Raw genomic sequence first — 19862 nt, 5'->3', positions numbered from 1 at the left:
AGCATCAGCCCTCCACACTGTGATCGGCGCCGGGCGTTCTGCCGAAGATCACCGCACTGACCACGGCCATGAGTGACAACGCCAGCGCAAACGCCACCACATCCCCGGCCCGCGCCTCGGCCAAAAACGCAACCGAAACCACCCCGCCGAGGCGGGCCAGCGTAATGTCAACGCTGGACGCAAGGCCGCGTGACGCCTCGGGCGCGAATTTCATTACAAGCTGGGTTGAGGGCGCGTTGCTACAGGCAAACCCGGCCCCCATGGCAATGGCTGCCAGAACGAACGTAACCGGCGCGTCGACCAAGTGCGCCAATCCGATCCCCAAAAGGATAAAGACCGGCGCGACAAGAGTGATCACACGCAAAAGGCTGCCATCCACCGTATTTCGAAGCAACGTCCCGACAACCGCAAAACTCAGCCACATCGCGCACAAGACCAGACCCGTCGCATAAGACGACATGCCGATCGCTGCCATGCGCAACGGCACGCTGAACAAAAAGAACATGATGCAGCCATAAGTGCAGAACACGTAGAGAAACACCAACCAGAGCGCTGGGGAGCGCAAGAGAGCACGGATATTCCCCGCCATGGTCGTGCCGCGCGCTTGCCGCTCCGGCTCTTTGGCAAAGATCATGCCCAGCCCGATGACCGCCATTCCGGCCAAAAGGACAAATACCGACCGCCAATCGCTTTGCGGCAGCAGGGAAGAGCCGGCAAGCGGAGCAATGGCCGCGACATATCCCGCGATACTGCCCCAGATCATCAGGATCCTGCCCGGCCGCCCGGGGTTGGCCCTGGTCAGCAGCACCGGGACAAGAGGCGAAAACAAGCCGCCCCCTGCGCCCTGGATGATGCGCCCGGTGAGCATCCAGGCGAAATCATCGGCGCGCGCCGCCACGACAGCGCCGATGACAAACAAGCTTAAACCCAACAGGAACACCCTTTTCACGCCCCAGTGGTCTCCGGCATATCCGCCCAGCAGAACCGTGACGGCGACTGCAAGGGCATAGCCATTGAAGACCCACGCGATGTCATCGGTGGACAACAGCAGGCTTTCCTTGATGGAAACCAGAACCAGCGGGACCAGCGTCAATTCCAGAACGAAGGCGACGCTGCCGATAATCGGGCTTGCCACCATGATCGTTTTGCCGATGCCATTCTCAATCATAAACCAATTCCTTACTTTTCAACGCAACACGACCAGGGCGACGGGCGCCCTGGCCCTTTTGAGGTTTCACGCGACAGCACTGATATGGGTGCCCAGTTCCCTACGGTTGGGCAGGTGACGTTCGCCCGACAACGCCTTGGGAACGGTGTCGAGGAACTGCACCATGTCGGAACGGCTCATCCAGACCAGCATTTCCTCGGCGGTGATGACCCCGCCGGGACCGCGCCACACGCCGGGTTCGCTATGGGTATATCCGTAGCGCGCCGGAATGCCCTTGAACGCCAATGGCTGGGGCACCAGCCCAAAGATGAAATCCGGCGACCAGATGTTGAGCGCGATCTCGAACACGATCCGCGACAACAGAGCGGTGAACCCCTGATTCCGGTGCCCGCCATCCCCCGCCTTGAGCCAGAATTCGCCGTGGTAACAGACCGAACCGGTGATGTGCTCCAGCGCCTTGACCCGCGAAAAGGCGGTATGATCGGGATCCGGTGTGGAGGCGGGGGTGATATATTTGTGCCGGTGATCGTAAAGATGCTCGGCAAGCGACGTGTTATTCAGGTCCAGCCGTCTGATCGCCTGTGTGTGCACCAGTTCACCGTCGGTGTTGAAACCACAGACCCAGAACGCGTTGGACCGGTCGACATAGGAACAGGCGACATCGAACATCGGGTAAATGGCGGACCGGTCTGCTTGCGCGTTTCTCAGCTTTCGGTAGACAGCGAAATCGTCACCGACCTCCAGCCGCATCCCAGCGGCGGAGACCTCGTTCATGATGTTGGAGACGTTTCGTATCATCGTATAGAGACCAAGTGCTGACATAGATTTTCCTTTCCAGTTTCCGTGGACAACCACGGGCGGAAAGTTAGCAGGATTTTCGCCTTTTACTTGCTGTCATTTTCACGCAACGCGAATGTCAGATGTCGAATTCCATGACCAGATCGTCCGGCACCCGTTCATGATCCGGCGGAAGGTCATCAATTCGAACCTGATTCGTCATTAAAACAAGGACGGCGAGGGCGGGCGTGCCATCCGGTAGGACACAGCCCAACAGGAGCCTTTGAAAGCTGACCGGGATCGGTTGATCGCTTGTGCCGCTCGGCAGATAAGCGAACAGATGGTCAAGCCGCACACCGCCCTTTTGATAGATGCCGGCATAGGCCCCCGCGATGAAATCGTTGAAATCATCCCCCGCATTGTCATCATGCGACAGGCGTCCAATGGCGCTTTTGGACCACGTCCAGCCGAACCAGCGCGCATAGGCCGATTTCTCTCCGATTTCGACACAGATCCAGCCTTCGGGGCTTTTCCGGTAAATCACCAGATACGGCCGGATGTCTGCCATGGCCGGGTGTTCGATCTGGGTCCCGGCACCGCCCCATGCCGCCAGCGCCCGTTTCATAATCGGCAATCCGGTCATACCCAGTGAATTGATCGGGTGCTGCTGTGAAAAGAAGGTCCGACCACCGCCGTCGACGAAGCTCGCGATTTCAAGGCCATTGGAATGACGCCGCGCAAGGCGTTCCGTCCCGACCCAATGATCGATCTTTCTCAGTATATCGCGGGCATCGGGCAGCGTTTCCCGACCAAGCGGGGTTAGTGCATATCCCTGACGATCCAGTTCGAACAACGAACCGCCCTTGATCGTTTCCAGATCCGTAATGTGCCGCCGAACGGTCTGCCTCGTTGCACCCAGTTGTCTTGACGCCTGCGTCAGGTTGAGACAGTCCGAGAGCAAAACAAAGGCTCGCAACATATCTACAGTGATCGAACGTCCGCCCTTTGGCCCTGTCACTCGCGTACCCTTCCTACACTGCCCTTGCCCATGTGTATGATATATCACCCAACCCAGAATGAAAATTCATACGCAAGCGCATAAAAAATAGCCAATTTTCAACACTTGGTATGAGCAATTAAAACAACCAAGGCATGAAAGCAAATTCAAGGATTCCCGCATACCACGGGAATCATACAGGATCGAACAGGAGGGCACGCCTTGAAGTCTGATCAAACCCAAATCGACACTCATGTCGGTGCCAGGCTTCGGGATATCCGCCGGGCAAAGGGGGTCAGCAAAAGAACACTCGCCATTTCTGCCGGAATTAAACAACACCAGATCGAACAATATGAAATCGGAAGCACGCCTGTGCCCAGCGCTGTACTATGGCGTTTCAGTGCTGTTTTCGATGTCGCACCTGCCGAATTCTATCGGGGCTTCTCTAAAAAGGCGCGACGAGGACCTTATCGGGGCGACCGCCCGGCGACATCCACCCCGTCACACGTCAAAGATACGGAATAACCCAACTTTCTGACATCGCGCCGGCTGGATTGCAGGGCGCACAAGCAGCAGCCACTGCCTCGAGCCTCATATTGCCCCAAGCCCCGCACAATTTCTGCGCAAAATTTATGCGATGCGCGCAAAAACAAAGCATGCAGCTAAAAACACTGTGGTGAAGCCCTTTGAAAACTGGCCTTCTCACGCTGGGACCCACCTCATTCATGAAGCGTCTGGCGAGGTGAGGAATGGAGAACACGCCGATATTCGACGAAATGTGGGGCAGCGATGAGCGGCTCCGGCAGCCGTATCAAAAGTTTCACAGCTGGTTCGATGGCGAAGACCTCAAACGGCTGCGGGCCAAACAGCGCGAGGCTGAGGAACTGTTCCGGCTGACCGGTATCACCTTTAATGTCTATGGCCGCGCCGAGGCCGAAGAACGCCTGATCCCTTTCGATATCATTCCCCGTATCATCTCTGAGCGCGAATGGTCGCGCGTCACACGAGGGATTGAACAGCGGGTCCGCGCTATTAATGCGTTTCTTCACGATATTTATCACCGCCAGGAAATCATCAAGGCCGGGCGCATTCCCCAGGAAATGATCAGCCGGAATTCCGCATTTGAACCGCGCATGATTGGTGTTTCCCCTCCCGGTGGGATCTACACCCATATCGTGGGCATCGACCTGGTGCGCACCGGACCGGATGATTTCTTTGTGCTCGAAGACAATGCACGCACCCCCAGCGGTGTCAGCTACATGCTGGAAAACCGCGAGACCATGCTGCAGATGTTCCCCGAGCTTTTCTCGCAAAACCGGGTCAAAGGGGTGCAAAGCTATCCCACCGACCTGCGCCGTTCGCTGGCCGCATGCGCGCCGGACGCGACCGGGGGCAGACCGGTCGTGGCGGTGCTGACCCCCGGCATTTACAATTCGGCCTATTACGAACACGCGTTTCTGGCCGACCAGATGGGTGTCGAACTGGTCGAGGGCCATGACCTGCGGGTCGTGGACGGGCGCGTCGCGATGCGGACTACGCGGGGGTATACGCCGATTGACGTTCTCTATCGCCGCGTGGATGACGAATTCCTCGACCCTCTGAATTTCAATCCCGAAAGCCAGCTTGGCGTGCCCGGGATCATGGATGTTTACCGCGCGGGCGGGATCACCATTGCCAATGCGCCCGGAACCGGCATTGCCGATGACAAGGCGATCTACAGCTATATGCCCGAGATCGTGGAGTTCTATACCGGCGAACGACCGCTGCTCCAGAACGTACCGACATGGCGCTGCTCAGAATCCGATCAACTGGCCTATGTGCTCGATAATCTGGAAGAGCTGGTGGTGAAAGAGGTCCACGGCTCCGGCGGTTACGGCATGCTGATCGGACCGACTGCGACCAAGAAGGACATCGCCACATTCCGGCGCAAGCTCAAGGCGCGGCCCGGCAACTATATCGCGCAGCCCACGCTGAACCTGTCGAGCGTGCCGATCTTCGCGCGTCAGGGTCTGACGCCCCGGCACGTGGATTTGCGACCCTTCGTGTTGGTCAGCCCGGAGGGGATCAAGGTCACCGATGGCGGGCTGACGCGCGTGGCGCTCAAGAAAGGCTCGCTTGTGGTCAATTCCAGCCAAGGCGGCGGCACCAAGGATACCTGGGTGGTGGAGGACTGACGCGATGCTGGGCAAGACCGCCAATGGCCTTTACTGGATGTATCGTTCGCTGGAGCGGGCGGAAAACACCGCGCGCCTGATTGAGACCGGGCAACGCATTGCGCTGACCCGGCTTGAACTGGGCGAGAGCGAATGGCGCTCTGTGTTGCAATCAGCCGGGACACTGGACCAGTTCGACGCAACGCATGAAGAACTGACCAAGGACGCCGCCATCGACTGGTTGCTGCGTGACAGGGCCAACCCCTCCTCTGTTCTATCCTCCATCGAAACCGCACGTCAGAACGCCCGGCTCGTGCGCACGGCGCTGACGCACGAGGTCTGGGAAGCCACGAATGCCGCCTATATGAGCGCGCGCGACATGCTGGCGCGCAAGGTGGTAGAGCGCGATCTGCCAAACGTGCTGGGCTCGATGCGCCGTCGTAGTTCGCTTGTCCGGGGAATGACTCATGGCACGATGCTGCGCAATGATATCTACGATTTCGCGCGGCTCGGCACCTTTATCGAACGGGCCGACAACACCGCCCGCATTCTTGACGTGAAATATTACGTGCTGCTGCCCTCGGCCAGCGCGGTGGGGTCGTCGCTCGACAATGTGCAATGGGAATCGATCCTGCGATCCGTGTCCGCGCGCGGTGGCTTTCGCATGGAATACGGCGCGGGCGCAGGCACCCGCGACATCGCGCATTTCCTGATCCTGGACAGGCGCATGCCCCGCTCTCTGGCATTCTGCGTGCGCAAGCTGGGCGATAATCTTGGCTACCTCAACAAGGGTCAGATGCGGCCCGGGCCGGCACAGCTCAAGGCGCAGCATATCGAACGGACCTATCTGAGCCATGATATAGACGCGGTGTTCGACTACGGGCTGCACGAGTTCATTCAGAAAGTCCTTAAGCTGCTGGCCGAGTTGTCGGCCCAGATTGAAACTGATTTCCGGTTCTATGAGTGACCCATGCGCCTGACCATCCGCCACGAAACACGCTATCAGTTCGAAACACCGGTGAAACACGGGTTGCAGCAATTGCGCAAAACGCCAAAATCGTCGTATCAACAGACGGTTCTGAGCTGGCGCACCGATATCACCGGCGGCCAACGCGAACTGAGCTATGAAGATCACCACAACAATACTGTCGAACTGATCAGTTTTGCCCGTGATGTACAGGACGTGACCCTTGTCAGCGAAGGGGAGGTGGACCTCAGCGACAATCACGGGATTGTCGGGCGCCATCATGGGGTGGCCCCGCTTTGGCTTTTCCAACAATCCACCCCCCGCACCGAACCCGGCCAAGGGGTCAAGGCGATCCTGGACGGAACACCAAAGCTCGACCCGTTGGATCAGTTGCACGCGCTTGCCGGTGTGATCCGCGACACGGTCGCTTTCGAAGTCGGCGCATCGCATCCCGACTGGGGCGCTGAAGAGGCCCTTGCCGCGGGCAAGGGGGTCTGCCAGGACCATACCCATATCTTTCTGAGCTGCGCCCGCGCGCTGGGACACCCGGCACGTTATGTGTCTGGCTACCTCATGCTGAACGACCGCACCGCGCAAGAGGCGATGCATGCCTGGGCCGAGGCACATGTCGAAGGGTTGGGCTGGGTCGGTTTCGACGTGTCGAACGGGATTTCGCCTGATACACGTTACGTGCGCGTTGCGACCGGTCTGGACTATGCCGAGGCCGCTCCGGTATCTGGCACGCGTGTCGGAGGAATGGGCGAGACCCTGTCCGTCGCGATTGACGTGGTGCAGCAATAGGACGACCTGAATGACATATTGCGTAGGGATGATGCTCAAACGCGGGCTGGTCTTCATGTCGGACACGCGGACCAATGCCGGGCTCGACAATATCTCGACCTTTCGCAAAATGGCGATCTGGGAAGATCCGGGCGAGCGCTCGATCACGCTGCTATCTGCTGGGAACCTTGCAACGACACAAGCGGTTGTCAGCCTCCTGGACGAGCGCAGCAAATCCCCGGAAGATCGAACGCCCTCGTTACTGGGTGTTCCCTCCATGTTTCAGGCTGCGCGCATGGTGGCCGACACATTGCGGGAAGTCATCGCGCAACATGCCGATACCGGCCAGCGCGCCGACAGCACGTTCAATGCCACACTTCTTCTGGGTGGACAGATCAAGGGCGGTCCGCATCGGCTTTTCCTCATCTATCCCGAAGGAAATTTCATCGAAGCCGCGGGGGACACGCCGTTTTTCCAGATCGGCGAAACGAAATACGGTCGCCCGATCCTTGTCCGCGCCTATGATCGCGAGATGAGCTTTGAGGCTGCCATGAAGCTGCTGTTGGTTAGCTTCGATTCCACGCTCAAGGCCAACCTGACCGTTGGCGCGCCGTTTGATTTTCATTGCTATGAAAAAGACAGCCTGCGCACCGGCCAGACCGGACGGGTTGCAGGGAACGATCCGTATTTCCAGTCGATCTCGCAAGGCTGGGGCGAAGCGCTGCGCGAGGCGCTCGACATGCTCCCCGATTTCACGCTGGACACCGGGCGCTGACGCGACCTTCACAACTTGATCATACGGCCTGCAACGTCCCTGACCGATTGTGTCCGGGCAGCCCGGAAATTTTGGTATACCACCCTGGAAAATTTGGTATACCAAATAGCGGCAGGTCTCGCTGACTTTGGCCGCGTAGAACCCGCGCCAGACGCACATCTCTCGATAAGGGGAAGGACCAGACATGACCGGATCGCAAAGCATCGCCGTGATTGGGCTTGGGTCCATGGGATATGGCATTGCGGCCTCCGCGCTTCGTGGCGGGCACCGCGTGTGGGGATATGACATCAACCCGGCGCAGATGGACAGGTTCCGCGCCGAAGGTGGGTCCGAGGGGGCTTTGACCGAGGTTGCCGGGGAATTCGATGCCGTGGCTGTGGTCGTGCTCAATGCCGCGCAGACCGAAGATGTCCTGTTTGGAGCCGACGCACTTGTGCCGCGGCTAAAGCCCGGGTCGGTGATCTTGTCCTGCGCGACGGTTCCGCCGCAGTTCGCGCGCGACATGGAGGCGCGCTGCGCCGAACATGGCGTGCTTTATCTTGATGCGCCCATCTCCGGTGGCGCGGCCAAGGCAGCCGCTGGGCAATTGACCATCATGGCCTCTGGCACGGACGCGGCCTTTGCAGCGGCGCGCCCGCTCCTCGACACGATCGCAGCGACCGTGTTCGAGCTGGGTGACTGCGCCGGTCCGGGATCGGCGATGAAAGCGACGAACCAGCTTTTGGCGGGCGTACATATCGCCGCCATGGCCGAGGCGCTGACATTCGGCATGACGCAGGGCGTCTCGCCCGACACATTTCTTGAGGTGATCTCGAAAAGCGCCGGCACAAGCTGGATGCTGGAAAACCGTGCACCGCATGTCGTGGAAGGTGATTACACCCCCCGAAGCTCGGTCAATATCTGGCCCAAGGATCTTGGCATCGTTCTGGATATCGCGGCCTCTGCCGGGTTCGACGCGCCCATCACGGCGACCGCGCTCGCGCAATACAGGCAGGCGGTTGAAATGGGTCTGGGCGGCGTCGATGATGCCGCAGTGGCCAAGGTCTATGCCCGTCAGGCAGGTCTGACACTGCCCGGGGAGGAGAATGAATGACAACCGTTCTGGGATGCATCGCCGACGATTTCACCGGCGCGACCGATCTTGCCGGGCTTCTGGCGCGCAGCGGGGTCAAGGTGTCGCTGCGCATGGGCGTCCCCGACAGCGCGCCCAGCGACACCGCGCCGTTCGAGGTGATCGCGCTGAAAATCCGCACGGTCCCGGCCGATCAGGCCGTGGAGCAGGCCCTGAAAGCGCTGGACTGGCTCAAGGCGGCGGGCGCGGAGCGGTTTTTCTGGAAATACTGTTCCACCTTCGATTCCACGCCCCAAGGCAATATCGGACCGGTTGCCGAGGCGCTCATGGCCGCACTGGGAACGGATCAGACGATCTATTGCCCCGCATTTCCGGAAAACGGACGCGCCATCTTTATGGGCACGCTTTTTGTCGGTCAGACGCCGCTGGCGGAAAGCCCGATGAAGGATCATCCGCTGACGCCCATGCGCGATTCCAACCTGATGCGCCTTTTGCAGCCACAGGTCACCCGCCCCGTCGGGCTGGCCGACAGGTTGACCGTCGCAAAAGGCCCTGATGCGCTTCGCGCGGAACTCGACAGGCTTGCCGCCGAAGGCACGGCGCATGTGGTGGTCGATGCGGTGGCGGATGCGGACCTGACCACCATCGCCGCCGCATGCCGCGACATGCCGCTGATGACAGGCGGCTCCGCCGTGGCCATGCCGCTGCCCGCGCTGTTCGCCGCCGATGGGCTTTTGGCGGCGGATGCGCCCGGGCTGGAAACACCGAAATTGGGCAAGGGCGCTGTGATATTGTCGGGCAGTTGCTCGGCCATGACCAACAAACAGGTTGCGACGTACAAGGCGACGGGGCGGCCCGCATTCCAGCTGGACCCGCTGAGCCTTGCCAATGATGGTCATGCGGCAGCGGTTGACTGGCTCGCGGCGCAGGACCTGAGCAAAGCACCGCTGATCTACGCCACGGCCGAACCTACCTCGGTCCGCGCCGCACAGGACAAGCTTGGCGTGCAGCGCGCCGGAGAGATCGTGGAACAGGCGCTTGCCGCCTGTGCCATTGCCGCCCGCGACGCTGGCGCGCAGCGGTTTGTCGTGGCGGGCGGCGAGACCTCGGGCGCGGTGACCCAGGCGCTTGGCGTGGATCGGCTTGATATCGGGGCCGAGATCGCGCCGGGCGTACCATGGTGCTTTGCCACCTCGGACGGCACGCCCATCGCACTGACGCTGAAATCCGGAAATTTCGGGGCCGAGCGCTTTTTCACAGACGCTCTGGACAAGCTGGAGGGCGCATGACCGAGGAAACACGCCTGCGCGAACAGATCTGCCTTTTGGCCAAGTCGATGTTTGATCGGGGGCTGACCGGTGGGTCGACGGGCAATATCTCGGCCCGGACGCCGGATGGCGGACTTTTGGTGTCGCCAACCGGGACATCCTTTGGGCGGCTGGACCCCGGCAGGCTCTCACGGTTCGACGCAAAGGGCGATTTGATTGACGGCGACAAGCCGACCAAGGAAATGCCGCTGCATTCCGCCTTCTACGACACCCGCAGCGGCACGGGGGCCGTGGTCCACCTGCATTCCTGCCACTCCGTTGCGTGGTCTCTCATGCCCGACGTGGACGCGGACAATTTCCTGCCGCCGCTGACACCCTATGCGATCATGAAGCTGGGCAAGGTCAAACTGCTGCCGTTCTTCCTGCCCGGTGATCCGGCGATGGGCGACGCGGTGCGCGGGCTGGCGGGCAAACGCAGCGCGGTGATGCTGGCCAATCACGGCCCCGTGGTGGCGGGCAAGGATGTGGAATCCGCCTGCAATGCAATTGAAGAACTGGAAGACACCGCGCGCCTGGCGATCCTCATGCGCGGCTATGATGCAAAGATGCTGACACCGGAACAGGTGACCGCCGTGGTCACAAAATTCGACGTGGATTGGGACGCATGAAATTTTCCGCCAACCTTGGCTTTCTCTGGAATGACAGGCCCCTGCCCGATGCGATCCGTGCGGCCAAGGTGGCAGGCTTTGACGCCGTCGAATGCCACTGGCCCTATGACATCCCGCCCCAAGAGGTAAAAGCCGCGCTGGACGAGACCGGTTTGCCAATGCTGGGCCTGAACACGCGGCGCGGCGATGTGGCGGCGGGGGAAAGCGGTTTGAGCGCCCTTCCCGGTCGTCAGGCAGACGCACGCCGCGCCATCGACGAAGCCATGACCTATGCCACCGCCATCGGGGCGGGCAATATTCACGTCATGGCGGGATTTGCCAGCGGGGATGAGGCCGGTGCGGTATTTGCCGACAACCTGCGCTATGCCTGTGACGCGGCTGCCGCGCAGGGCATCATCATTCTGATTGAACCGCTGAACCGCCATGATGCGCCCGGTTATTTCCTGCAAACCACGGATCAGGCCATCGGGATCATCAAAGCGGTCGGTGCCGACAATCTGCGGCTCATGTTCGATTGCTACCATGTCCAGCGCACTGAGGGCGACGTGACCACGCGATTGCACGCGCTGTTGCCTCATATCGGCCATATCCAGTTTGCCTCAGTACCTGACCGGGGCACGCCGGACCACGGCGAACTGAACTACGACCATTTGTTCGCAGCGATCCGCGACATGGGCTGGAAGGTTCCGCTGGGCGCCGAGTACAAGTCTGACAAACCGACCGACGACACGCTGGGATGGTTGGCGTCAGCCAGGGATCGTCTTGCATAATCAAAACGAACAGAGAACCGGGGAGAGTTCCATGACCACCACACTTGCCATTGGCGGCTATAGCGACACCGATTTCGCCGCTCTGACATCCGAATTCGATCCTGTCTTTCTGGGCGGCCCGGATGAGCTTGCCGGTCTGGAAGCGGAGGCCCGGAGCGCGATCACAGCCGTTGCCTACAAGGGTCATGCCCCTTTTGGCGGGGACCAGATGGACATGCTGCCCAATCTCGGAATCATCGCCAATTATGGCGTCGGCTATGATGCAATCGACACCACCGCCGCCAGCGCGCGGGGCATCAAGGTGACCAATACACCCAATGTCCTGAATGACGACGTGGCCGATCTGGCTGTGGGCATGATGCTGTGCCAGGGGCGTGAGATGATGCAGGCCAGCGCCTGGGCGCGCTCGGGTGATTGGGCCAAAAACGGTGAATACCGTCTGAACCGCAAGGTCTCGGGCAGCACGGTTGGCATTCTCGGGCTGGGCCGGATCGGTCGCGAGATCGCCGACCGGCTGGCCGCGTTCAAGATGGACATCCATTACTACGCCCGGTCCGAAAAGGACACGCCCGGCTGGACCTATCACGGCGATCCGGTATCGCTTGCCCAAGCGGTGGATTTTCTCGTCGTTGCCCTGGTTGGCGGCGCGGACACCGAAAAATTCGTCTCCAAAGAGGTGATCGCAGCCATGGGACCCAATGGCGTCCTGATCAATATCTCGCGCGGGACAACCGTGGATGAAGCCGCGTTGCTGGACGCGCTGGAAAGCGGCAGGATCGCCGGGGCCGGGCTGGACGTGTTCCTGAATGAGCCAAATATCGACCCGCGCTTCTATGCGCTCGACACCGTTGTCATCCAACCGCACCAAGGCTCCGGCACGGTCCAGACACGAGCCGCCATGGGGCAATTGCAGCGCGACAATATCGCGGCCTTTCATGCGGGCGCTGACCTGCTGACACCCGTGAACTAGGAGGCTTCGATGCGCAAAAACACGTTCAAACAGGCGATTTCCCAAGGTCGTCAGCAAATCGGCATCTGGCACATGACCCGGGATACGCAGATCACGGAAATGCTGGGCGGATGCGGGTTCGACTGGTTGGTCATCGATTGTGAACACACGCCGAATTCCGAGGCCGATCTGCTGGCCATGCTTCAGGCCCTCAACGGCAGCCCGACCATGCCGGTGGTGCGGCCCACCTGTCTGAACGTGGCCGAAATCAAACGCCTGATGGATGTGGGCGCGCAGTCGATCATCGTGCCTTATGTGCAGACCGTGGAAGAGGCCGAACTGGCCGCCGCAGCGGTGGATTACCCGCCGGGCGGCATCCGGGGCGTGTCCGGCGGATCGCGGGCCAGCCTCTACGGGACTGTTCCGGACTATTTCGAAACGGTGCGCGACGAGATTTGCCTGATCGTGCAAATCGAAACCGTCGCGGCAATGGAGCAACTTGAGGATATTGCCGCCGTACCGGGGATCGACGGGATTTTCATCGGCCCGGCCGACCTTGCCGCGTCCATGGGCCACCCGGGCAACCCCGCCCACCCGGACGTGATGGAGGCCATCGTGTCGGCCATGCGCCGGATCCGCGCAGCGGGCAAACCGGCGGGCTTTTTGTCCGCCAATCAGGGCATGCTGGACGCGGTGGTCGAGGCCGGGTGCGTCTTTACCGCGGTGGACATTGATTTCCTTGCGCTCCAGCGCGCCGCGCGGGACAGGCTTGACGCCTGCCGCCACTGGAAGGCTTAGGCGATCCTGCCGTGATCCGGAAACGCCCGATCTGGCACGATCACCGTTGACCCGGTCCGGCAGAACAGCGGCCGCCACCGCAATTGCGCAGCCCGGAACCGATTTTGCGACCGGGCTGCGATACGGGTGATTTTCATCGCTCACCCTGCGGGTTTGTCGTCTTCCAGGTAGTAGCGGATGTTATCCTCAAAACTGTCATCCGCTTCCAACCCCAGCCGGATGGACTTTTCCGGGCGCAGGTCAAAGCGCCAGCCTTTCACGATGGCCTGAATTTCCGGCTGCGCGTCCCAGGTGATCAGCTTGGCCGGTTCCGGCCCCGCCACGGCGGTCATCGCGTCGATCAGCTGACGCACCGACCACATCCGCCCGGGCATCATCATGCAGCGGTTCTGGCCCAGATCCTCTTCGGGAATTTCCGCCCCCTTGATGAGGTTTTCGACGCATTTGCGCGGGCTGAGATAGTAATGCAGGAAGTCTTCATCCACGGGGCAATTGGCCGGTTGCCCGTTCAGCGGTTCGCGCAGGATCGAGGACATGAAGCTCGACGCCGCGCGATTTGGCTTGCCGGGCCGCACCGAAATCGTCGGAAGCCTGAAGCCGCGCCCGTCGATAAAGCCCTTGCGCGAATAGTCGGTGATGAGCAACTCGCCCACCGCCTTTTGCGCACCATAGGAAGTTTGCGGATTAAGCAGCGTGTTGTCGGTGATCGGGTCCGGGACCTCGCCACCGAATACCGCGATTGAGGATGTGAACACCACAACCGGTTTCGTGCCCAGCGCACGGGCCCGTTCCAGCACATGCATGGTGCCCATCATGTTGATCTGCCAGCCGGCGTCGAAATCCTCCTCGGCATGGGCCGAGACAATGGCGGCGAGCAGATAGATCACCTGCGTCTCCTCGGTCACGACCTGCGCGACCGAGGCCGGGTCCGCGATATTGCAGGTCGTCGCCTCCACCGGAAACGACGCCTCCACAGGAGCCGGGTCGTTGATATCGGCCAATGTCAGCTTGCTGATGGGCTGGCCGCGCAACGTGCCGCGTTCGGCCAGTTTCGCCGCCAGCTTCTGGCCCACGACACCGCCGCCGCCAATGATGAGAATGTTCATGTCTCGAATCCCTCCTCGAAGATGTCCGGCACCAGCGCGCCGGGCGATTGAATGACACGCCGTGCCAGCGCCATTGCGGTTTCCGCGGCCTGTTCAGGCGTCGCCCCCATAGCCAATTGCGCCAGAACCCCGGCGGCAAAACTATCCCCTGCTGCCGTTGTATCGGTGACGTTTTCGACAGGGGTCGGGGTCAGGGTGAACTGGCCCGTCTCCTCGGAATAGGCAGTCAAAGGAGCCTCACCGTTCTTGACCACGACCATTTTGGCCCCCTGTTCCGCGTAACGCCGGATCGTGTCATCGGGCAGCCCATCGCCGAACAATTCGGTTTCCTCGTCAAAGCTGGGCAGGACGATGTCGGCGGCGGATGCCCCCAACAGAAGCCCCGCTTTCATCGCCTCGGGGCTTTCCCACAATCGCGGCCTGAGATTGGTGTCAAAGGACACGATTGTCCCATTGGCACGCGCGAGGTTCAGTGCGTTGCACAGGCGCTGGCGATGCTCCGGGGACAGGATCGCAAGGGTGATGCCGGAAAAATGCACCATCCCGGCATTGGAAAGCCTGTCATCAAGCCAGCGCTCGTCCTCGGCCAGCAGGCGCGCGGCGGCTTGGCTGCGCCAGTAGGAAAAGCTGCGCTCGCCCTTGTCGGTGGAAATCATGTAGAGTCCGACGGTCCGGTCCGGAATTTCCCGCAAGGCCGAGGTATCGACGCCGCTGGCCTCCATGAAGGCGCGCATTTCCCCGCTGACCGCGTCGGTGCCAATGGCGGACAGGTAACCGACCTGCCACTCGTCCGGCAAAAGCCTGCGCGCATACCACGCGGTATTGAACGTGTCGCCAGCGAACCCGCGCCGGTAGGTTTCCGCGCCGATCTGCGCCAGTTCCACCATGCATTCCCCGATAGAGACGAACCGCTTGGGCAAAGAGGAGACCGTCACAGCAACTGCCTTTTCGCCAGGTTGCGCATCAAGGCACGTGTGCCAAACGCCCATTCCGGGCAATCCGGCGACAAACGCACCGTGTTCTGCAAACTGCCCAGCGCGGGTTCGGAAATCCGAACGACGTCCTCGACGTGATGCGTGAACCCCTGCCCCGGCGCATCGCGGTCCTGAACCGGCGCGAACATCGTACCACAGAACAGCATCAACCCGTCCGGGTATTGATGATGCGCGCCAAGGGTCTGCGCGACCAGATCGGCGGGATCGCGGCTGATCTCTGACATCGAAGATGCGCCATTCAATTCGAACCCATCCGCGCCGCTGACCGTCATGGTCAGTTCCGCCTTGCGCACATCATCAAGGCTGAAACCATCGTCGAACAACCGGATCACCGGGCCGATCGAGCAAGAGGCATTGTTGTCCTTGGCCTTACCCAGGAGCAGCGCCGACCGCCCTTCGACATCCCGCAGATTCACGTCATTGCCAAGGCTCGCCCCGACGATCCGTCCCGCCGGGCTGACCGCCAGAACGATTTCCGGCTCAGGGTTGTTCCATGTGGACACTGGATGTAGGCCCACCGCCGCGCCCCACCCTACGGCGGACATGGGCTGGGATTTGGTGAAAACCTCGGCATCGGGACCAATCCCCACCTCCAAATATTGCGACCAGAGCCCCTCGGCCAACAACACGCGCTTGACCTCAACCGCCTCGGGCGATCCCGGCACCAGCCCGGCAAGGCTGTCGCCGATAATACCGCCCACCTTGGCGCGGATCGCCTCGGCCCGGTCAGGGTCCCCCGCCGCCTGTTCTTCGATCACCCGTTCCACCATCGAGGCGGCAAAGGTGACACCGCAGGCCTTGATCGCCTGAAGGTCGCAGGGTGCCAGCCAGCGCAGGTCATCCGGCCCCGCTTCGGGCGTCGACGCCCGCGACAACTCGGACACAGAGCAGAACCGCTCCCCGGACGCGGTCCGCGCGGCTGATACGGGGTCATCGCCCGCCAACAGGTCTGACATGGTCGGAAAGTCCCGGCATGTGATATCCACCACATCGTCACCGTCTACACGCACGATCGCGGGTCCAATCCCGGGACGCCAGACACGTCCGACCAGCGAGGCCTGAGAGTGCGGGCTAAGGTCTGGCAGCATGATCGGCCTCCAATACTATCAGCGAGCGGCATCGCGCCCGGGGTTTGCGTTCGGCGGTCTGTGTCATGTCACGCTCTGCGAGGCCGACCACAGTGCCAGCGCCACGACACCAAGCATCGACAGCGCCATCAGAATATTAATCGCCCGCTGGGTGCGCGGCGGCAGGTTGAGCCGGTGCAGCGACACGCCAGCCCAGAGCCAGGCAAGGTGAATGGGGATCCAGATCGCATTCAGGATCAGCGCCTTGGTCACCATCTCGAACAGGAAATTGTCCGGGGCGTAGTTGAAACCAAGGATGAGCGAACTGTTCACCGCGTATGCCTTGGGGTTGATTGCCTGCAGCATGACACCGCCCAGCACCCCCGGCGCGGTCTTGGCCTCCATGAAGGAAATCTTCGCACCGGCAAAGGCGATACGCGCCGCGAGGTAGAGCAGATAGCCAACGGACACGATCATCAGCGCCATGCGCAACCAAGGCACCGACAGGATAATCGCGGCCAAACCGGTCATCACCGACAGCATGACGAGGTTCGTCCCGATGAACAGCCCCAGCACATAGCGCAGGGACGGCCGGAACCCATAGGCCGCCCCGAAACCAGCGGTTGTCATCACCCCGGGTCCCGGCGTGATGATCAGGAACAACACAGCGGCGGCGAAAGTCAGCATCAGGTGAACTCCAACTGCACCTTCATCGCCCGGCTGCGATCGGATGCGGTGGCAAAGGCTGTCTCATACTCCGCCAGCGGAAAGCTGTGGGTGATCAGCGGTTCAACATCAATCAGCCCCTTGCGCATCAGATCGACGGCAATGGCGAATTCCTCGTGAAAGCGGAACGAGCCGCGCAGGTTCAGTTCCTTGGCCGTGACCTGCATCATCGGCAGGTTCATGTCACCGCACAGTCCAAGCTGCACAAGCACGCCGCGCGGGCGCAAGGCGGCGATCCCGGCGGCCAGCGCAGCTTCAGCACCGGAGCATTCAAAATGCACATCCATGCTGCCCTTGGCCTGTTGATACGGCGCTAATGCGTCCGGATTTTCCCGCGTATTCAGCACCACATCCGCCCCGGCAGATTTCGCATAGTTCAGCACGGTATCGGCAATATCGGTCGCAATGATTTCTGCCGCCCCGGCGCGGCGCGCGGCAAGGATCGTCAGCACACCGATGGGGCCGCAGCCGGTGACGAGCACGCGCCGCCCAAGCAGTTCCCCGGCATTGCGTACCGCATGCAGGCATACCGCCAGCGGTTCGGCCATCGCGGCCTGTGCGGCGCTCAGCCCATCCGCCTTCACGCATTGCGCGGCGTCGGCAATCAGGGTCTCGCGAAACGCACCCTGAATATGCGGAAAGGGCATGGCCGATCCGTAAAACCGCATGTTCAGGCATTGGTTCGGCAACCCGCGCAGGCATTCTGCACATGCGCCGCAGGGCCGGGATGGTGACACAGCGACGAGGTCACCGACCTTGAGATGCTCAATGCCTTCGCCAACCGCGCTCACATCCCCGGCCACTTCATGCCCAAGGATCATCGGCTCTCGGAGCCTCACAGCCCCGAATCCACCGTGGTTGTAGTAATGCAGGTCAGAGCCACAGATCCCGCCCCGCCGCATGCGAATGACGACCTCTCCCTTACCGGGCGCGGGCGTTTCACACGGCTCCAGACGCAGATCATGCGCGGCATGTGCATACAGGGCGTTCATGGCAAGTCTCCTCCCCCTCCCCGGGGTAGCGCTTGCATTGCCCCCAAGATGGTATACCATTTTAGAAAGCCGGGTTTGCCTTGCAATGTCAATGCCACGAACACAACCGGCACATGGGAGGATGAATGAAACTGTTCGATCTGAGCGGGCGAACCGCATTGGTGACTGGCTCATCCATGGGGATCGGCTTTGCGCTGGCGCGTGGTCTGGCCCAGGCGGGGGCGACCCTCGTGCTGAACGCCCGCAATGCCGCACGTCTGGAAGAGGCCGCCGAAACGCTCCGGGCCGAAGGGGCCAAAGTGGCGGTGCTGCCCTTTGACGTAACCGACCCCAAGGCCGCACAGGACGCCATCAACGGGTACGAGACTGATCACGGCGCGCTGGACATTCTGGTCAACAACGCCGGGATGCAACACCGCACGCCGCTGGAGGATTTTCCACCGGATATGTTCGAGACGCTGATGCGCACGAATGTAAATTCGGTGTTCTATGTCGGGCAGGCCGTCGCGCGCCACATGATCAAGCGCGGACACGGCAAGATCATCAATATCGCCAGCGTTCAAACCGCGCTCGCCCGCCCCGGTATCGCGCCCTACACCACCACCAAGGGCGCGGTGGCCAACCTGACCAAGGGCATGGCGACGGATTGGGCGAAATACGGGCTGAACTGCAACGCCATTGCGCCGGGCTATTTCGACACGCCGCTGAACGCGGCTTTGGTCGCGGACCCCGAGTTCAGCGCATGGCTTGAAAAACGTACGCCCGCCGGGCGCTGGGGCAAGGTCGAGGAGCTTGTGGGGGCCTGTGTCTTCCTGTCCTCGGATGCGGCGAGTTTTGTGAACGGGCACACGCTGTTTGTCGATGGCGGCATCACGGCAAGTCTTTGAGGGAGAATGATATGAGCGAGAAACCAGTTGTCGGCTTTATCGGCGTGGGCCTGATGGGCCATGGCATGGCCAAGAACATTCTGAAGGGCGGCTACCAGCTGATCATCAAGGGTAACCGCAACCGCACGCCCGTGGACAGCCTGATCGGCATGGGTGCCAGCGAAGTGCAGAGCGCGCGCGAGATGGCAGAAAAATGCGATATCATCCACCTGTGCCTGTCCAATTCACCCCAGGTCGAGGCCATCATCCGGGGCCCCGACGGCATCCTTGCCGGGGCGCGTGAGGGGCTGATCGTGGTGGACACAACCACCGCCGATCCAACCTCGACCATGGCGCTGGCTGAAGAAATGGCGGCACAGGGCGTTCACATGGTCGACGCGCCGCTGGGCCGGACCCCGAAAGAGGCCGAAGAGGGGATGCTGGACGCGATGGTCGGCGCCTCGGACGAGGCCTTTGCCAGGGTCAAGCCGGTGATCGAATGCTGGACCGGGTCGATCAATCATATCGGCCCCGTCGGGTCGGGCCACAAGATGAAGCTGATCATGAATTTCATGTCGATGTCCTATGCCTCGGTCTATGCCGAAGCGCTCAGCATCGCGGTGAAATCCGGGCTGACCCCGCAATCGGTACGTGATGTCATGGGGCCGTCGCGCATGGGCTGCGGGTTCTTTGATACGTTCTTCTCGGCTGCCGTGGGCGGCGATCCGAATGCCCATAAATTCGCCATCGCCAACGCGGCCAAGGATGTGCGCTATGTCGCCAATATGGCCATGGCTGCTGGTGTGATGAACCCGATGGGGGCGGCAGTGCGCAATTATTTCGATCAGGCCGAAGCCGCCGGCAAAGGACCGGATTTCGTGCCGACAATTGCCAACCATATCGCGGCACTGAACGGCTTTGACCTGCCTGCGGCGGTCGAAAAGGGCAACACGGACTGAGGAAAGGGC

At 61.2% G+C, this 19862-nt stretch carries 21 protein-coding genes; 13 read left to right on the top strand and 8 right to left on the bottom strand.

The window, feature by feature from the left end:
- Nucleotides 1–4 precede the first annotated feature (4 nt).
- From PGB28_RS13980 to PGB28_RS13970, 3 genes are all read right to left on the bottom strand, one after another.
- On the bottom strand, nt 5–1168 hold the full coding sequence (locus PGB28_RS13980) for an MFS transporter (RefSeq protein ID WP_271422136.1): 1164 nt from the start codon (nt 1166–1168) through the stop codon (nt 5–7).
- Between the two features lie 66 nt (nt 1169–1234).
- Complete coding sequence (locus PGB28_RS13975) at nt 1235–1990, bottom strand: hypothetical protein (RefSeq protein ID WP_271422135.1); 756 nt, start codon at nt 1988–1990, stop codon at nt 1235–1237.
- A gap of 94 nt (nt 1991–2084) precedes the next feature.
- Nucleotides 2085–2924 (bottom strand): LysR family transcriptional regulator, encoded by an 840-nt coding sequence (locus tag PGB28_RS13970; RefSeq protein WP_271422205.1) that lies wholly within the window; start codon nt 2922–2924, stop codon nt 2085–2087.
- A gap of 240 nt (nt 2925–3164) precedes the next feature.
- Here PGB28_RS13970 and PGB28_RS13965 point away from each other — a divergent pair, with 240 nt between their 5' ends.
- The 11 genes from PGB28_RS13965 (at nt 3165) to PGB28_RS13915 (ending at nt 13142) form a co-directional block, all read left to right on the top strand.
- Nucleotides 3165–3467 carry a helix-turn-helix domain-containing protein gene (locus PGB28_RS13965; RefSeq protein ID WP_271422134.1) on the top strand — a complete coding sequence of 101 codons (303 nt, stop codon included), beginning with the start codon at nt 3165–3167 and terminating at the stop codon, nt 3465–3467.
- A gap of 224 nt (nt 3468–3691) precedes the next feature.
- Nucleotides 3692–5116, top strand: coding sequence for a circularly permuted type 2 ATP-grasp protein (locus tag PGB28_RS13960; protein ID WP_271422133.1), 1425 nt, complete (start codon nt 3692–3694; stop codon nt 5114–5116).
- A gap of 4 nt (nt 5117–5120) precedes the next feature.
- On the top strand, nt 5121–6062 hold the full coding sequence (locus PGB28_RS13955; protein WP_271422132.1) for an alpha-E domain-containing protein: 942 nt from the start codon (nt 5121–5123) through the stop codon (nt 6060–6062).
- A gap of 3 nt (nt 6063–6065) precedes the next feature.
- Nucleotides 6066–6863, top strand: a complete 798-nt coding sequence (locus PGB28_RS13950) for a transglutaminase family protein (RefSeq protein ID WP_271422131.1) — start codon at nt 6066–6068, stop codon at nt 6861–6863.
- A 10-nt stretch (nt 6864–6873) separates the two neighbouring features.
- Nucleotides 6874–7617, top strand: a complete 744-nt coding sequence (locus PGB28_RS13945; protein ID WP_271422130.1) for a proteasome-type protease — start codon at nt 6874–6876, stop codon at nt 7615–7617.
- Nucleotides 7618–7801: 184 nt separating this feature from the next.
- Nucleotides 7802–8710 carry an L-threonate dehydrogenase gene (ltnD, locus tag PGB28_RS13940; RefSeq protein ID WP_271422129.1) on the top strand — a complete coding sequence of 303 codons (909 nt, stop codon included), beginning with the start codon at nt 7802–7804 and terminating at the stop codon, nt 8708–8710.
- Nucleotides 8707–9978, top strand: coding sequence for a 3-oxo-tetronate kinase (gene otnK, locus PGB28_RS13935; protein ID WP_271422128.1), 1272 nt, complete (start codon nt 8707–8709; stop codon nt 9976–9978). The genes ltnD and otnK overlap by 4 nt, the downstream gene beginning before the upstream one ends.
- Entirely contained in the window at nt 9975–10625 is a 651-nt protein-coding gene (gene otnC / locus PGB28_RS13930; protein WP_271422127.1) for a 3-oxo-tetronate 4-phosphate decarboxylase, read from the top strand. Before otnK ends, otnC begins: the two co-directional genes overlap by 4 nt.
- Entirely contained in the window at nt 10622–11395 is a 774-nt protein-coding gene (locus PGB28_RS13925) for a hydroxypyruvate isomerase family protein (RefSeq protein ID WP_271422126.1), read from the top strand. The genes otnC and PGB28_RS13925 overlap by 4 nt, the downstream gene beginning before the upstream one ends.
- 31 nt (nt 11396–11426) lie before the next feature.
- On the top strand, nt 11427–12365 hold the full coding sequence (locus tag PGB28_RS13920; protein ID WP_271422125.1) for a 2-hydroxyacid dehydrogenase: 939 nt from the start codon (nt 11427–11429) through the stop codon (nt 12363–12365).
- Nucleotides 12366–12374: 9 nt separating this feature from the next.
- A complete protein-coding gene (locus PGB28_RS13915) occupies nt 12375–13142 on the top strand; it encodes an HpcH/HpaI aldolase family protein (RefSeq protein ID WP_271422124.1) in 768 nt (255 codons plus the stop codon).
- A gap of 140 nt (nt 13143–13282) precedes the next feature.
- Here PGB28_RS13915 and denD read toward each other — a convergent pair whose 3' ends face one another.
- The 5 genes from denD to PGB28_RS13890 form a co-directional block, all read right to left on the bottom strand.
- Nucleotides 13283–14248, bottom strand: a complete 966-nt coding sequence (gene denD, locus PGB28_RS13910; RefSeq protein ID WP_271422123.1) for a D-erythronate dehydrogenase — start codon at nt 14246–14248, stop codon at nt 13283–13285.
- The gene (locus PGB28_RS13905; protein WP_271422122.1) at nt 14245–15183 is read right to left on the bottom strand and encodes a sugar kinase; all 939 of its coding nucleotides are present in this window, start codon (nt 15181–15183) and stop codon (nt 14245–14247) included. The genes denD and PGB28_RS13905 overlap by 4 nt, the downstream gene beginning before the upstream one ends.
- Nucleotides 15180–16331, bottom strand: a complete 1152-nt coding sequence (locus tag PGB28_RS13900; RefSeq protein WP_271422121.1) for a fumarylacetoacetate hydrolase family protein — start codon at nt 16329–16331, stop codon at nt 15180–15182. The genes PGB28_RS13905 and PGB28_RS13900 overlap by 4 nt, the downstream gene beginning before the upstream one ends.
- Before the next feature lie 63 nt (nt 16332–16394).
- Nucleotides 16395–16997, bottom strand: a complete 603-nt coding sequence (locus PGB28_RS13895; RefSeq protein ID WP_271422120.1) for a LysE family translocator — start codon at nt 16995–16997, stop codon at nt 16395–16397.
- Nucleotides 16997–18028, bottom strand: coding sequence for an L-idonate 5-dehydrogenase (locus PGB28_RS13890; RefSeq protein WP_271422119.1), 1032 nt, complete (start codon nt 18026–18028; stop codon nt 16997–16999). Before PGB28_RS13890 ends, PGB28_RS13895 begins: the two co-directional genes overlap by 1 nt.
- A 125-nt stretch (nt 18029–18153) precedes the next feature.
- Here PGB28_RS13890 and PGB28_RS13885 point away from each other — a divergent pair, with 125 nt between their 5' ends.
- Nucleotides 18154–18915 (top strand): SDR family oxidoreductase, encoded by a 762-nt coding sequence (locus PGB28_RS13885; protein WP_271422118.1) that lies wholly within the window; start codon nt 18154–18156, stop codon nt 18913–18915.
- An 11-nt stretch (nt 18916–18926) separates the two neighbouring features.
- Nucleotides 18927–19853, top strand: a complete 927-nt coding sequence (locus tag PGB28_RS13880; RefSeq protein WP_271422117.1) for an NAD(P)-dependent oxidoreductase — start codon at nt 18927–18929, stop codon at nt 19851–19853.
- Nucleotides 19854–19862 lie beyond the last annotated feature (9 nt).

The organism is Primorskyibacter aestuariivivens (assembly GCF_028023675.1).
Classification (GTDB): Bacteria; Pseudomonadota; Alphaproteobacteria; order Rhodobacterales; family Rhodobacteraceae; genus Marinovum; species Marinovum aestuariivivens.
This window is presented reverse-complemented; position numbering and strand designations above follow the sequence as displayed.

Coding starts and splice junctions, on each gene's coding strand:
- PGB28_RS13925 (WP_271422126.1), top strand. CDS start 10,622: ATGAAATTTTCCGCCAACCTTGGCTTTCTCTGGAATGACAGGCCCCTG.
- PGB28_RS13980 (WP_271422136.1), bottom strand. CDS start 1,168: ATGATTGAGAATGGCATCGGCAAAACGATCATGGTGGCAAGCCCGATT.
- PGB28_RS13900 (WP_271422121.1), bottom strand. CDS start 16,331: ATGCTGCCAGACCTTAGCCCGCACTCTCAGGCCTCGCTGGTCGGACGT.
- PGB28_RS13880 (WP_271422117.1), top strand. CDS start 18,927: ATGAGCGAGAAACCAGTTGTCGGCTTTATCGGCGTGGGCCTGATGGGC.
- PGB28_RS13975 (WP_271422135.1), bottom strand. CDS start 1,990: ATGTCAGCACTTGGTCTCTATACGATGATACGAAACGTCTCCAACATC.
- PGB28_RS13895 (WP_271422120.1), bottom strand. CDS start 16,997: ATGCTGACTTTCGCCGCCGCTGTGTTGTTCCTGATCATCACGCCGGGA.
- PGB28_RS13945 (WP_271422130.1), top strand. CDS start 6,874: ATGACATATTGCGTAGGGATGATGCTCAAACGCGGGCTGGTCTTCATG.
- ltnD (WP_271422129.1), top strand. CDS start 7,802: ATGACCGGATCGCAAAGCATCGCCGTGATTGGGCTTGGGTCCATGGGA.
- PGB28_RS13885 (WP_271422118.1), top strand. CDS start 18,154: ATGAAACTGTTCGATCTGAGCGGGCGAACCGCATTGGTGACTGGCTCA.
- otnK (WP_271422128.1), top strand. CDS start 8,707: ATGACAACCGTTCTGGGATGCATCGCCGACGATTTCACCGGCGCGACC.
- PGB28_RS13950 (WP_271422131.1), top strand. CDS start 6,066: ATGCGCCTGACCATCCGCCACGAAACACGCTATCAGTTCGAAACACCG.
- PGB28_RS13890 (WP_271422119.1), bottom strand. CDS start 18,028: ATGAACGCCCTGTATGCACATGCCGCGCATGATCTGCGTCTGGAGCCG.
- PGB28_RS13955 (WP_271422132.1), top strand. CDS start 5,121: ATGCTGGGCAAGACCGCCAATGGCCTTTACTGGATGTATCGTTCGCTG.
- PGB28_RS13915 (WP_271422124.1), top strand. CDS start 12,375: ATGCGCAAAAACACGTTCAAACAGGCGATTTCCCAAGGTCGTCAGCAA.
- PGB28_RS13970 (WP_271422205.1), bottom strand. CDS start 2,924: ATGTTGCGAGCCTTTGTTTTGCTCTCGGACTGTCTCAACCTGACGCAG.
- PGB28_RS13920 (WP_271422125.1), top strand. CDS start 11,427: ATGACCACCACACTTGCCATTGGCGGCTATAGCGACACCGATTTCGCC.
- denD (WP_271422123.1), bottom strand. CDS start 14,248: ATGAACATTCTCATCATTGGCGGCGGCGGTGTCGTGGGCCAGAAGCTG.
- otnC (WP_271422127.1), top strand. CDS start 9,975: ATGACCGAGGAAACACGCCTGCGCGAACAGATCTGCCTTTTGGCCAAG.
- PGB28_RS13960 (WP_271422133.1), top strand. CDS start 3,692: ATGGAGAACACGCCGATATTCGACGAAATGTGGGGCAGCGATGAGCGG.